Source organism: Acinetobacter sp. YH12040, from assembly GCF_013420005.1.
Classification (GTDB): domain Bacteria; phylum Pseudomonadota; class Gammaproteobacteria; order Pseudomonadales; family Moraxellaceae; genus Acinetobacter; species Acinetobacter amyesii.
The window spans coordinates 164,060-179,270 of sequence record NZ_VOZB01000007.1 but is presented as its reverse complement, the minus strand read 5'-3'; the positions used below and the strand labels follow the sequence as shown (position 1 = coordinate 179,270).

General features: G+C 41.7%; 4 protein-coding genes. All 4 read left to right on the top strand.

Annotated elements, in window-relative coordinates; translation table 11 throughout:
• The first annotated feature begins 34 nt into the window (after window positions 1-34).
• Window positions 35-1,819 (top strand): BapA prefix-like domain-containing protein, encoded by a 1,785-nt coding sequence (locus tag FTT99_RS10130; protein ID WP_180131132.1) that lies wholly within the window; start codon window positions 35-37, stop codon window positions 1,817-1,819.
• A gap of 42 nt (window positions 1,820-1,861) precedes the next feature.
• Complete coding sequence (locus FTT99_RS10125) at window positions 1,862-13,135, top strand: Ig-like domain-containing protein (protein ID WP_180131135.1); 11,274 nt, start codon at window positions 1,862-1,864, stop codon at window positions 13,133-13,135.
• A 261-nt stretch (window positions 13,136-13,396) separates the two neighbouring features.
• A complete protein-coding gene (locus FTT99_RS10120; RefSeq protein WP_257229284.1) occupies window positions 13,397-14,596 on the top strand; it encodes a YncE family protein in 1,200 nt (399 codons plus the stop codon).
• An 85-nt stretch (window positions 14,597-14,681) separates the two neighbouring features.
• Complete coding sequence (locus FTT99_RS10115; protein ID WP_078192942.1) at window positions 14,682-15,146, top strand: hypothetical protein; 465 nt, start codon at window positions 14,682-14,684, stop codon at window positions 15,144-15,146.
• The last annotated feature ends 65 nt before the right edge of the window (window positions 15,147-15,211 follow it).

The following is a 15,211-nucleotide window of genomic DNA, read 5'->3' as shown; positions in this document are numbered from 1 at the left end:
CTAGATGTTACTAAATTAATAATGGCGAATTAATATGAAAGAATTGGTTATAGTTGACAAAATTACTCTGAATAAGGTCAGCTTGTCTGCTAACCGTATTGTTTTGGAAGATGCATCAATAATTCAAACCAAATTACATAGAGAAGATGTTCAAGAATTTTTACAAGACGGTAATACATTAATAATTAAATTGAAAAATGGTGAAGTAATTACCATTGAGAATTTTTTTGCACAATATGAAGACGGTTTAGTTTCTGATTTAGTATTTGAAGATGATGAATGTGCATTCTTATGGTTCGATTTTACGAATGGTGTTGCGAGCTTTAAAGAAATTGCAGGTTTAGAAGTTTTATTACCACCAGCATCTTCTAGTTTTGGTGGGCTAGTACCATGGTTAGTGGGTGGTGGTTTAGTTGCTGGCGGGATTGGTTTGGCTGGTGGTTCAGGTGGTAGCAGTTCATCAAAACCACCGGTAGAACGTCCACAAGTTGAAGTCAGCATTACGCCTGATGGCACGATTGTTTTGACCTATCCGAAGAATACTGATCCAAATTCTATTACGACCGATAAAATCATTGTCAAAGATCCAAATGGCAATGACATCGTGGTTGACTTTGGTACACCAGTGACTCAACCAGACGGTTCAATCACTGTAACGGGTAAAGTTCCTGAAGGTGTTGATGGTTCAATTACTGTGACTGTACCTGAAGGTTCATACGAAGATACCGCAGGTAACCCTGGTTTACCGGGTCAAGCCAATGGTGGTGAAGGTACACCAGTCGATACAGACCGTCCACAAGTTGAAGTAACTGTTACACCAAATGGTGACATCATACTGACTTACCCAGATGACACCGATCCATCTTCAATCACCACAGATAAAATCATTGTCAAAGATCCAAATGGCAATGACATCGTGGTTGACTTTGGTACACCTGTGACACAACCAGATGGTTCAATCACTGTAACCGGTAAAGTTCCTGCAGGTGTTGATGGTTCAATTACTGTGACTGTACCAGAAGGTTCATACGAAGATACCGCGGGTAACCCAGGTCTACCGGGTCAAGCCAATGGTGGCGAAGGTATACCAGTTGATACAGACCGTCCACAAGTTGAAGTAAGCGTGACACCAAATGGTGACATCGTACTGACTTATCCAGACGACACCGATCCATCTTCAATCTCCACTGATAAAATCACAGTCAAAGATCCAAATGGCAATGACATCGTGGTTGACTTTGGTACACCTGTGACTCAATCAGATGGTTCAATCACTGTAACCGGTAAAGTTCCTGTAGGTGTAGACGGCACAATTACTGTGACTGTACCTGAAGGTTCATACGAAGACGTAACAGGTAATCCGGGTGTTGAAGGTCAGGACACAACGACTGTAGATACGATTGCGCCTGAAGTTGCTGTAACAGTGACCTCTTCATCTACGAACCATACTTCAGCAACGGCTACATTTACCTTTACAGAAAAAATTGATCCTGCAACTTTTTCTACGAATGATTTGATTGTTACAGGTGGCAAGGTTGTTGGCACTATTACCCAAGTCGATGAATTTACGTGGACTGTTGAACTTAAAACTGAGCCAGGTGTAACCGTATCTGTTGAAGTGAAAGATGACAGTTATAGCGACGTTGCGGGCAACACAGGTAAGGGTGATCAAGATCAATTGATTACACTTAAAATTACCGGTGTAACGCCAAATACAGATTCGAATGGCGATGATATTACTGTTATTACAGGTAAGACTGAACCCAATAGCGAAGTGAGTGTGCTCGTTCCGGGTCAAGATACACCATTGATAGTATAATCAGGTCCAGATGGTCTGTGGGAATTAACCGTTCCGGGTATTTTGAAAGATGGTAACGAAGTTTCTGCGACAACCACTTATGAAGATAAAAACGGTGATGTCGTCAGCACTGGTGATGAAGTTGAATTGCCATTCGTTTACATCGATGTAATTGCGGGTGATGATGTCATCAATGAAACAGAATTGGCTGATTTAACTGAAACTGTAGACGGTCAAAACTTTATTACAGTGACAGGTACGATCAGTAATCCAGCAGCAGATTTGGTTGTGAACTTTAATGGTACGCCTTATAGCGGTTCACAAGTGACTGTGACTCCACAAGGCCAATGGAGCATCCGTGTTCCAGTTGCAGATGTGAAAGAAAGCAACACCGTGACTGCACAAGCAACCACAGATACAGCAACGTCAAATACAGCTGAACGTCAACCTGGTTTAGATAATCAAGCACCTTCTGTGACTGTTGAAATGACAGAACAAGGTTTGATTACCATCAAGTACGAATCTGATGTTAATCCTTCAACGGTTGATGTTGCAGATTATACAGTGGTTGATCAGTTCGGTAAGAAAGTGACTGTGGAATACACAGTGTCTGAAGATGGCTTAACCGTTACAGGTAAAATCACAAGCCCAGTGGATGGCAAAGTGACTGTACTTGTACCAAAAGACAGTTATCAAGATTTCAGTGGTAACAATGGTACTAAAGGTTCTGCAAGTGAATCTGTTGATACAACTTCACCTACAGTAAATGTGACCATTACACCGCAAGGTGAAATTGTGGTGACTTATGAAGATGATGTTGATCCGAAGTCTATTGATCCAAAAGATATCGTTGTTAAAGATCCATCAGGCAAGGTGATCACTGTTGAGTTAACACCATCTGCAGATGGCTTAACGTACACAGGTCAAGTGCCAGAAGGTATTGACGGTAAGGTAACGGTTTCAGTTCCTACAAATTCATACGAAGACTTAACAGGTAATCCGGGTAAAGCTGGAACAGGCGAAGGAGATGTGGATACAGATCGTCCACAAGTTGAAGTAACGGTGACGCCTGAAGGTCAAATCATCGTAACTTATCCTGAAGATACTGATCCAACGACTATTGATCCTCAAGACATTATCGTTAAAGACCCATCAGGTAATGACATCACTGTAACGTTAACACCATCAGATAATGGCTTAACGTATACAGGTAAAGTGCCAGAAGGTATCGACGGTAAAGTGACTGTAGACGTGCCTGAAGGTTCTTATGAAGACCTTATAGGTAACCCAGGTAAAGTCGGTGGCGGTGAAGGTTCTGTAGATACAGACCGTCCGCAAGTTGACGTGACAGTGACTCCTGAAGGTCAAATCATCGTGACTTATCCTGAAGACACTGACCCAGCGACCATTGATCCAAAAGACGTCGTTGTTAAAGATCCATCGGGCAATGTGATCACTGTGACTTTGACACCATCTGAAGGTGGCTTGACGTATACAGGTCAAGTGCCAGAAGGTATCGACGGTACAGTCACTGTGGAAGTGCCAGAAGGTTCTTATGAAGACATCACTGGTAACCCAGGTAAACTTGGTGAAGGTGACGGTGATGTAGATACAGATCGTCCACAAGTTGAAGTAACGGTAACGCCTGAAGGTCAAATCATTGTTGAATATCCTACAGATACCGATCCAACGTCGATCACAACAGATAAGATTGTGGTGAAAGACCCTGAAGGTAATGAAATCACTGTGACTTTAACACCGTCAGAAGGCGGCTTAACCTATACAGGTCATGTTCCAGATGGTGTGGATGGCACAGTCACTGTTGAAGTTCCTGAAAACTCTTATGAGGACATTACAGGTAACCCAGGTAAAGCTGGTGAAGGTAAAGGTGATGTCGATACAGATGGTCCACAAGTTGAAGTGACTGTGACACCTGAAGGTCAAATCGTCGTAACTTATCCTGAAGACACCGATCCAACATCAATCACAACAGACAAGATCGTGGTGAAAGACCCTGAAGGTAATGAGATCACTGTGACTTTAACACCGTCAGAAGGCGGCTTAACGTATACAGGTCAAGTGCCAGAAGGTATCGACGGTACAGTAACGGTTGATGTTCCTGAAAACTCGTATGAAGACCTTACAGGAAATCCGGGTAAAGCAGGTGAAGGCAAAGGTGATGTTGATACAGACCGTCCGCAAGTCAAAGTGACTGTGACGCCTGAAGGTCAAATTGTCGTAACTTATCCTGAAGATACTGATCCAACAACAATCACGACAGATAAGATCGTGGTGAAAGATCCTGAAGGTAACGAAATCACTGTGACTTTAACACCGTCAGAAGATGGCTTAACGTATACAGGTCAAGTGCCAGAAGGTATCGACGGTACAGTAACGGTTGAAGTTCCTGAAAACTCGTATGAAGACCTTACAGGAAATCCGGGTAAATCAGGCGAAGGCAAAGGCTCAGTGGATACAGATCGTCCACAAGTGGGTGTAGAAATCACTCCGAATGGCGATATTATCCTGACTTATCCTGAAGATACTGATCCAACGACTATTGGTACTAGCACGATTACGGTTGAAGGTCCTAAAGGCCCAATCACTGTTGAATTTGGTACGCCTGAAGTACAAACAGATGGCACTGTTGTTGTGACCGCTAAAGTCCCTGAAGGTGTTGACGGTCAAGTGACTGTTACCGTTCCAGAAGGTTCGTATGAAGACTTGACTGGCAATCCGGGTAAAGTGGGTGAAACTCAAGGCAATGTCGATACTGACCGTCCAAGTGTTGAAATCACTTTAACACCACAAGGTTCGATTGTTATTCAATATGAAGACGATGTCGATCCAACTACGATTGATCCAAAAGACATCGTGATTACAGATGAAAATGGTAATCCGATTAAAGTTGAATTAACGGTATCTCCAGATGGTTTAACCCTGACAGGTCAAATTCCACCAAATGTAGATTCAAAAGTGACCGTGATTGTGCCTGAAGGCAGTTACCAAGATAAAACAGGTAATGAAGGTCAATATGATATCGACAGTAAATTGGTTGATACTGATGTTCCTGAAGTGACTGTAACGGTTGATCCGCAAGGCAATATCACCGTGACTTATCCTGAAGATACCGATCCGAAAACCATCAAACCAGATGCGATTGTGGTGAAAGATCCTACAGGGAAAGAGATCACTGTTGAGTTAACGCCATCACCAGACGGCTTAACGTATACCGCTAAAGTGCCAGAAGGTATCGATGGTAAAGTGACTGTCGATGTACCAGCAGGCTCTTATGAAGATTTGACAGGAAACCCAGGTACACCAAGTACAGGTAAATATCCTGTCGATACCATCGCGCCAACTGTTGAAATCACTTTAACGCCTACAGGCGATATCGTGGTGAAATTTGAAGATGATGTTGATCCGAAATCGATTGATCCTGAAACAATTATTATCACTGATAAAGACGGTAAACCTGTTGAGGTGACGCTAACACCTTCTGAAGATGGCTTGACTTATACAGGTAAAGTCCCTTCAGGTGTGGATGAGCAAATTACAGTTGAAGTTCCAACAGGTTCATACACTGACTTGGTGGGTAACCCAGGTGTAAATAATCAAGAAACTGTAGATGTAGATACTATTGCGCCAACAGTGACTGTAGATATCATAGCCCAAGCGACTGATAGCAAAGCAACAGCAACTTTCGAATTCAGCGAGAACATTGATCCTGAAAGCTTCAGCTCTGCTGATTTGAAAGTAACAGGTGGTCAAGTTGTGGGTCAGCCAACATTTGACGCAGTGACTGGAAAATGGTCAGTTGAACTCAAAGTTGAACCGGGTCAAACAGTAACTGTTGAAGTCCTTCCTGAAAGTTATACAGATGAAGCTGGCAATAAAGGTTCGGGTGACAGTGATCGTTTAATTACTGTCAATATTGACAGCGTTACACCAAATACTGCGGAAGATGGCACGCACGTGACCGTGATTACAGGTAAAACTGAGCCGGGTCATGATGTGGTTGTGACTTTGCCTGATGGTACAGAATTACCACCAGTGAAAGCAGGTCCAGATGGTACGTGGACAACAACGACTGAACTTCCATTAAAAGATGGTGATGACTTATCTGCGTCTACAACAGACCAAGATGGCAACCCAACGAAAGACACTGTGTCTTTACCATTGATTTCGATCAATGTGATTGCGGGTGATGATGTCATTAATGAAGAAGAAATGGCTGAATTGACTGATGAAGATGGTAACTTCATTATCACCGGTACAATTTCGAACCCGAATGCGGCTATTACTGTCGATGTGAACGGCACTGAATATACTGTTGATCCTGCGGATATTACGCCTACAGGTCAGTGGACACTGAAAGTTCCTGCAACTGAAATCAAACCGGAAAACTCAATCACTGCAACTGCGAAAACAGATACAGTGACTTCAGAACCTGCAATTCGTAACCCAGATTTAGACAATGATGCACCAACAGTTCAAATTGACATCACCCCACAAGGTGAGATCAAAGTAACATTTGCACCAGATGTCGATCCTGCAACGATTGATCTAAAAGACTTTGTGATTACAGGTCTAGATGGCAAACCAGTAGTGATTGATTTCACGCCATCTGAAGATCGTTTGACTTATACCGGTCAAGTGCCTACAGGTGTAGATACCTCGATTACAGTAAAAGTGCCTGAAGCATCTTATTCAGATAAAGCAGGTAACCCAGGTGAAGAAGGTTCTGAAACAGTTACAGTGGATACAGCTCCGCCTGTAGCAGAAGTGACTGTGACACCAGATGGTAAGATCACCATTACATATCCAGAAGACACAAAACCAGACACCATTGATACCACAGGTATTATTGTGGAAGGTCCAGATGGTGAAGTGATTCCGGGTGTAACCTTTGAAGAACAACCTGATGGTACATTTACAGCGAAAGTGCCTGAAGGCATCGATGGCGACATCGTCGTGAAAGTGCCTGCGGGTTCTTATGAAGACACTACGGGCAACTCAGGCGAACCTGTAAAACAACCAGCTACGGTAGATACCGAATCTCCAGTTGTTGATGTTCAAATCGATGAAAACGGTAAGATCACACTGACTTATCCAGAAGATACAGATCCTGACACGATTGATACGACAGGTATTGTTGTAGAAGGTCCTAAAGGCCCAATTTCTGATGTGACTTTCGAAAAACAACCAGATGGTACCTACACTGCGAAAGTACCTGAAGGCGTTGATGGCGAGATCGTAGTGAAAGTACCTGCGGGTTCTTATGAAGATACTACGGGTAACTCAGGTGAGCCAGTTGAACAACCGGGTACGATTGATACCGACACACCAAAAGCAACCGTAACCATTACTCCAGACGGTAAGATCACTGTCACTTATCCTGATGATGTTGATCCATCGACAATTACAGAAGAGTCGATCGTGGTTGAAGGTCCAAATGGTCCAATCGAAGTGCCATTTACTCCGCCAGTGAAACAACCAGATGGCTCATATGTGGTGAATGGTGAAGTGCCTGAAGGTACAGATGGCGAAATCGTGGTGAAAGTCCCTGCGGGTTCTTATGAAGACACTACAGGTAACTCAGGCGAGCCTGTTGCTCAACCGGGTAATGTGGATACAGATACACCAACAGCTGAAGTGACGATTACACCTGACGGTAAAATCACTGTGACTTATCCAGATGATGTCGATCCATCGACAATTACTGAAGATAAGATCGTAGTTGAAGGTCCAAATGGTCCAATCGAAGTACCATTTACACCTGCTGTGAAACAACCAGATGGCTCATATGTGGTGAATGGTGAAGTACCAGAAGGTACGGATGGTGACATCGTAGTGAAAGTCCCTGCGGGTTCTTATGAAGACACCACAGGAAATTCAGGCGAGCCTGTTGAAAAACAAGGAGCAATTGATACTGAATCTCCAGCGGCTGAAGTGACGATTGAACCGAATGGTGAAATTATCATTACATATTCACCTGATGCTGATAAAACAACCATCGATCCAACTGACATTGTCGTGAAAGATAGCAAGGGCAATACCATTGTGGTTGATTTTGTTCCTTCAAATGATGGCTTGACTTACACAGGTAAAGTGCCAACTGCGATTGATGAAAATATCACAGTGACTGTGCCTGAAAACAGCTTCAAGGATACTACTGGTAACGACAATACGACGTCAGTAAAAACCGACCCAGTGGATACGATTGCACCAAAAGTTGAAGTGGTAATTACGCCAGAAGGTCAAATCACACTGAAATATGAAGACGATGTTGTACCATCGACCATCGATACCTCAAAAATTGTGATTGTTGACGGAAATGGCAATAAAGTCCCTGTGACATTTACGCCGAGCGAAAATGGTTTAACACTTGTTGGACAAGTGCCAGATGGTATTGATAGCAAAGTTACGGTAACTGTGCCTGCGGGTTCTTATGCAGATGAAGTTGGCAATAAAGGTGGTAAAGGAAGTAGTTCTGCAACAGTAGACACACAATCTCCTGAAGTTGAAATCAGCATTACACCAAATGGTAAGATCACAGTGACTTATCCAGATGATGTTAATCCTGACAGCATTGAAGAAGGTAAAATTGTTGTTGAAGGTCCAAATGGTCCAATCGAAGTACCATTTACTCCACCAGTGAAACAACCTGATGGTTCATATGTGGTGACAGGTGAAGTTCCTGAAGGTACAGATGGTGATGTGACTGTTAAAGTTCCAACAGACAGTTATGAAGATACCTTAGGCAATCCAGGTGAAGAGGTTGATACGACGGTTCCTGTCGATACCATTCCACCTAAAGCCGAAGTGACTGTTACACCAGATGGTAAGATCACAGTGACTTATCCAGATGATGTTGATCCAGATACGATTACAGAAGAGAAGATCATTGTTGAAGGTCCAAAAGGTCCGATCGAAGTAACGTTTACACCACCAGTGAAACAACCTGATGGCTCTTATGTGGTAACGGGTGAAGTTCCTCCGGGTGTAGATGGCACAGTAACAGTGACCGTTCCGGGTACATCTTATGAAGATGAATCAGGTAACCCAGGTGAACCAAATTCAGGTAATGGCAAAGTCGATACCGACGTACCAACTGCAATTGTGACAATTCAACCGAATGGTGACATTGTTATTAAATATCCTGAAGATACCAACCCAGATTCGATTGATACATCGACGATCACTTTCACTGATAAAGATGGCGATCCAGTAGTGGTTGAATTAACACCTTCGACAGATGGCAAGACCTTTACAGGTAAAGTACCGAACGGAAATGATACTGATATTACAGTTAGTATTCCGACTGGTAGTTATACCGATGAAACGGGTAATCCGGGCGCTCAGGTTGATGTCACTGAACCAGTAGATACCATTGCACCTAATGTTGATATCGATATCACACCAAATGGTCAGATTACTTTAACGTTTGATGATGATACGGTTCCAAGTACCATCCAAACTGGAAAAATCACAGTAACGGACAAGTCTGGTAATCCTATCGTTGTTGAATTTGTCCCAAGTCAAGATGATCCGCTTGTATTGGTGGGGCGTGTTCCTGAAGGTACTGAAACTGGTATCGTGGTGACTGTTCCAGGGGGTAGTTATCAAGATGATGTAGGTAACAAAGGTACTTTAGATCAAAAATCTGCTGATGTAGATACTGTTCCGCCTGTAGCAGAAGTGACGATTACTCCAGACGGTAAGATCACTGTGACTTATCCGGATGATGTCGATTCATCGACGATTACAGAAGAGAAGATCATTGTTGAAGGTCCAAATGGTCCAATCGAAGTACCATTTACGCCGCCAGTGAAACAACCAGATGGCTCATACGTGGTGACTGGTGAAGTTCCTCCGGGTGTTGATGGTAACGTTACAGTAACTGTCCCAACAGATAGCTATGAAGATGAATCAGGTAATCCGGGTGATGACGTTACAACGACAGAAACACCTGTCGATACCATTCCACCAAAAGCAGAAGTGACGATTACACCAGACGGTAAGATCACTGTGACTTATCCGGATGATGTCGATCCATCGACGATTACAGAAGAGAAGATCATTGTTGAAGGTCCAAATGGTCCAATCGAAGTACCATTTACGCCGCCAGTGAAACAACCAGATGGCTCATATGTGGTGACTGGTGAAGTCCCTCCGGGGGTTGATGGTAACGTTACAGTAACTGTCCCAACAGATAGCTATGAAGATGAATCAGGTAATCCGGGTGAGGAAGTAGATAAAACTGTCCCAGTGGACAATATCGCTCCTGAAGTTGAGACAACCCAAGTGGTTACGAGAGAAGATCTAAGTGTGACATTAACATGGGCGCATTTTGGTATTTCAGATGCAAATACAGCAAATGATCAGCTTGTTATTACGGTAACAAATCTGCCAAAAGATGGTGTATTGACAATCGTAGATGCTGCTGGGAATAAAACACCAATCAACGTGGGTCAAACACTATCTTATGCTGATATTAATGCCGGAAAAGTTGTATTTGCGCCAGATGCTAACGAAGCTTCAGCAACTGACGGCGGAGTATATGCAGGCCTAGAATTTAATGTTTCTGATGGTAAACATGTGACTTCAGGTGAATTGGAAATTGTTGTTGATGCAGTGGCAGATAAGCCTTCTTTAACATTAGATTTATTAGATTGGAGCCCAACGGCTGTTAATTTAAATATTCAAACTTGGAATAATCTTAAAACTGTTACTGTTGATGGAAAATCTTATAATTTATTGCAAGGTAATGGTAATGGCATGCCAGCAGATACCTTGAGAACGGTTTTTGAATACTTAACCAGTTCGAAAAATACAACTCTTCCACCTGCAAGCACGAGTGAAACTACAAGTTTGGTTGATTCAAGTGTAGCAACCTATGAAGGCGTTGCAATTACAGGTTATGTGTATTTGGAAGCTGGGCATACTTATAGCTATAAAGGTAAAGCAGATGATAGTGGTATGTTGATTATTGGAAACCAAGATCCTGTATTTGTGAGTTGGGGAGGTTTGAGCCAATCGGTAGACCTTAGCTTTACCGCTAAAGAGTCAGGGTTCTATACCTTTAATTTCTACATGCATAACCAAGCAGGTGAGGGTAACTATGATTTCCAATTAATCGATCAGTCACATGGTGATAAGATAAGTTATTATCCTAGTCTTGATGCTGCTGTATCAGATCTGAATAATTTTTATCAACAGACTAATCCTTCTGTGGAATGGCAAGTATCTGACTTGATTCAAGGAAGTAGTACCGATAAAGATCAAAATGGTTTCCATAGACCATATTTCAACCTAAGTGGTGAAGTTGGACAGGATATTTCTCTTGGTCTACTTAATACTAGTTTGAATGATCTCGATAGTTCAGAAAGCTTAACACTGAATTTCTCTGGTTTGGTTGAAGGTATGAAAATTTATGCTATTACAGAGGACGGAACTCGAGTATTGCTTGGAACTGCGGATACAAATGGCAATTTAAGTTTTGTCGCTGATAGCATGAGTATCGAAGGTTCAAGCTTAGTGGCGATTGCACCACCAAGTTTGGTTGTTACAGGTAATTCTTTACAGTTGAATGTGAAGCTTGAATCTGTTGCAACTGAAAAATCGAATGGTTCAACTGCAAGTTCAGAACTAGAGTTCGGTGTAATTTTATATCCTGCTTCTGTAACAAACGTAGCACCTGAAATTGAAATTGAACCAGAAGTAGTCACTGTTGGTGCAGCTGTTTCGGGTCAAAAAATTGCTACATATGCTGCATCGGATGCAGATAATGATAGTCTGACCGTGACATTTGCTAATGGCTCGACAGTTAGTGCCGACGGTTTCTATCAATTATCAGTGGCTGATCAATCTGTAACCTTAACTCAGAAAGGTGCGGATCAGCTAAATTCAGGTGCTGTATTGCCTTCGATAAGTCTTCAAGTTACTGATGGTAAAGTTACAACTCCTGTAACTGGCAATGCTGAACTCATTGAGTTAAAAGCAACATTAACAAGTGAAATTTCGGTATCAGGGTCAACATCAGGTGGAACTGGTGGTGGTGCGTCAAGTTCAGTGATTAACGTTCCAAACCTAGGTACGATTTATAAAGATGCTGAAGGTAATTATGTTTCTAATGATCTTGTTGCGGGAGCGAAAATTGTAGATATTGCTGCAGAGATGCAAGCAATTATTCAAGATCCAGCAAATGATGGTGACTTTAATAAAATTGCTAGTGCTTTAGATAAATTTGCTAATTATAGAGGTGATGATAGCAATTCTGAAATCGTTATCATTAATTGGGTGAATATTTATGATGTACTTTCTATAAAAGTTGGTAGTCAAGATTTCTTGCAGAAAATGCCTCGTGGATTTACAAGTTCTAAAGGTTCACCTAGTGACTGGATTGTATTTGATGAAGCGTATTCAGGTGAAAAATATCCTGTCAATTCAATGATTTTAAACAACTCTGATACAACCAACTATATTGATGGTTTTAACTTGAGTATTACGGGTGTCCAAAATGTAAGTGGTTTCCAAATTAATATGTTGGAAGGTATGCTATTTGCGGATGGAACTCAAATTGCTAAGACAGGTGAGAAAAATCAAAATGGACAGGATCAACTTGGTGTAGTAGCTCCGGAAGCAGGCGTTCCAGAGAAAATTTTACAATTTACTTTACATGCAGAAGTTTTAAATGATGCAGAGGCAAATGTGAATGTAAATGGTGTGAAATTTAAATCTACTGCTCTTGATGCTTTAGTTGATGCCAAAGTTTCGGTAAATGGTATATCAGTAAGCAAAGATTCAGATGGGTATTATACTTATCAAGGCACTTCAAGTAGTCAAGTTGAAGATTTTGTCGTGAAAGTTACAGTCCCTGAAACCTCAATTCAAGATGTAAATGTACTTACAACCCAGCTCGAAACAGAGTTAGGAAACAGTAACAATGTGCTTCCTATTCAGGAAACAGTGACTGCGACAGCATCGTTTGCGATGTTCTCATTAGAAAGTGAAAGTTTACTTATTGGTGATGATATTGTTTTCGACCTTCTCGCAGACGACAATTTGGGTGGAAATGCATTAACAACCGTAAATGATTTTTCTACAACTGACCAAATCGACATCTCATCATTACTTTCTGATGATGCAACTGAAGCGAATCTCGCAGAGTTTGTAACAGTAGAATATGACGAAGAAACTGATTCAGCTGTGATTTCAATTGACCGTGACGGTTCTGGTGAAACATACGAATCACAAGATCTCGTAATTTTGCTAAATCAAACGAGCAAAGTCGAACTAGATGACCTAATCAACAATAATCAAATTATTTACTAATCATTTGATGAACTAAAAAAGCACCTTCGGGTGCTTTTTTTTGCTTCCCAAAAAGTGAATGCAGATTGAAGACTTGGTTTTAATCAACAACTCATCGGAATTAAAACAAATACGCTATATCTACACTTGTATATTGAATAAGCTTTCTTTGCGCTTAAAAAGCGACACTTATCTGATGACGTAGCTCAAAAGGTATGCATAAAAACAAATTAATGGACAATAAAAATGAAAAAGAATCTCTGGATCAGGACACTTCTTTGTATGACGGTTGCGGTGTCGCCACTTACTTTCGCAGCGACAACCACTGCACCCGTTCCACCCAATAGCCAGCAAGTCTTTTTTGTCGGCAATAACTGGGATGGTACGGTTACAGTCATCAATCCTGCAAAAAACTATCAGAAAGTTGGTGTCATCAATATGGTGCCCGACAAAAAAGAACGGCTCACTGAAATTTACCTTAACCCAGTAAAATTGATTGCCTATAGCTATATTCGTAATACAGCAGGAGAGGGAAATGATCAATTGGTCGATGACATGTATTCCACACCAGATGGTAAATCGGTAGTTGCATCACGCCCAAGTTATGCAGATGTAGTCTCGATTAACATAGCAACAGGAAAAATCAATTGGCGCACACCAGTTGAAGGATTTCGCGCAGACCATATGGCGGTTTCACCCGATGGGCAACAAGTTGCTGTTTCAGCATCTTCAGGGAATGTCGTACAAGTACTCGATATCAACACGGGCAAAGAACTAGGACGTTTTGCGACGGGCGATAAACCGCATGAAAATATCTATTTTGCCAACGGTACTAAAATCTTAAATTCAGCCATTGGTAATGTCGAAACAGCCATGGATGCATCTTGGCAAGACTTTACCAAAGGCAAACGCTATATCACCATTGCCGATGCTAATAATTTTAAAGTCTTGAAGAAAATTGATTTTCGTCCTGCATTGGATGCCTTTGGCCGTAAAGACCTATCGAACGCTGTGCGTCCAATTGTGTTTAGCAAAGACGAATCCAAAATCTATGCACAAGTCTCATTTTTTAATGGCTTGGTCGAATATGATCTCAATCAAGGCAAAGTCACACGCATTGCACAGCTTCCGGGAAGTACAACTATTCCCTCTGATCGCACGAAATGGGTAAATGACTCACGCCATCATGGGCTTTCGATCAGTGGAGATGGTGAAAAACTATGTGTTGCAGGAACGATGGATGATTATGCCACCATCGTCGATCGTAAAACTTTGACCGCGGCGAAATTGATTGCTGCAGGCAAACCGTATTGGGCAACACAAAGTCCAGATGGTAAGCGCTGTGTCATTTCTGAAAGTGCCACAGATGCAGTAACCGTGATTGATTTTGCAACAGGTGAAAAAGTCATCACAGTTCCAGTTGGCAATCACCCACAGCGTGTTCGTTTAGGTTATGCACCAGCAGGATGGGGCAGTCAGTAAAACAGTTTAAATCAAAAGAAAATGGAAAAATCAGAGTCAAATCGGCTCTGAATTTTTTAATTGAAGAACGATTAGAGATCGAATTATGTATAAGAAATGGATTGTTATCGGGTTAGTGGTTGGCTTGATTTTATTGTTGATGATTCAGTTATTAAAACCAAAGCAGCAGGAGGTTCATGAACAGCTACCGTTAGATCAACAAAAAGTGACTGAAACACGTTCTGAGCGAACTACAGAAAATGTATTGCAGCATTCAAGTTCTAATTCCAAACAATCAATACTCGACAGTGAAACGCACTCTGAGCTATTACAGCAACGTGAACAGGTATATCAACAATTTCAGCAAATAAATACGCTGATGAGTCAGGGACAGCAGCCGAATCAAAATCAAGTACTCGCTCTACTCGAGCAACAATATAACTTGGTTAAAAAAGGCGTCGTGAAATTGGATGAAGCCATTTCATCAATTCAATATTTACGACAAATACTTCCTGAAATGGACAGAGCTTTGGATAGACAGTTAGCTAAACTGGAACAACTCAAAAAATGAATTAACTTGAATAAATAAACTTTTAAACTAACTAAACATAAATGAAATAATTATGGTGAAGAACA

Coding starts and splice junctions, on each gene's coding strand:
- FTT99_RS10130 (WP_180131132.1), top strand. CDS start 35: ATGAAAGAATTGGTTATAGTTGACAAAATTACTCTGAATAAGGTCAGC.
- FTT99_RS10120 (WP_257229284.1), top strand. CDS start 13,397: ATGACGGTTGCGGTGTCGCCACTTACTTTCGCAGCGACAACCACTGCA.
- FTT99_RS10115 (WP_078192942.1), top strand. CDS start 14,682: ATGTATAAGAAATGGATTGTTATCGGGTTAGTGGTTGGCTTGATTTTA.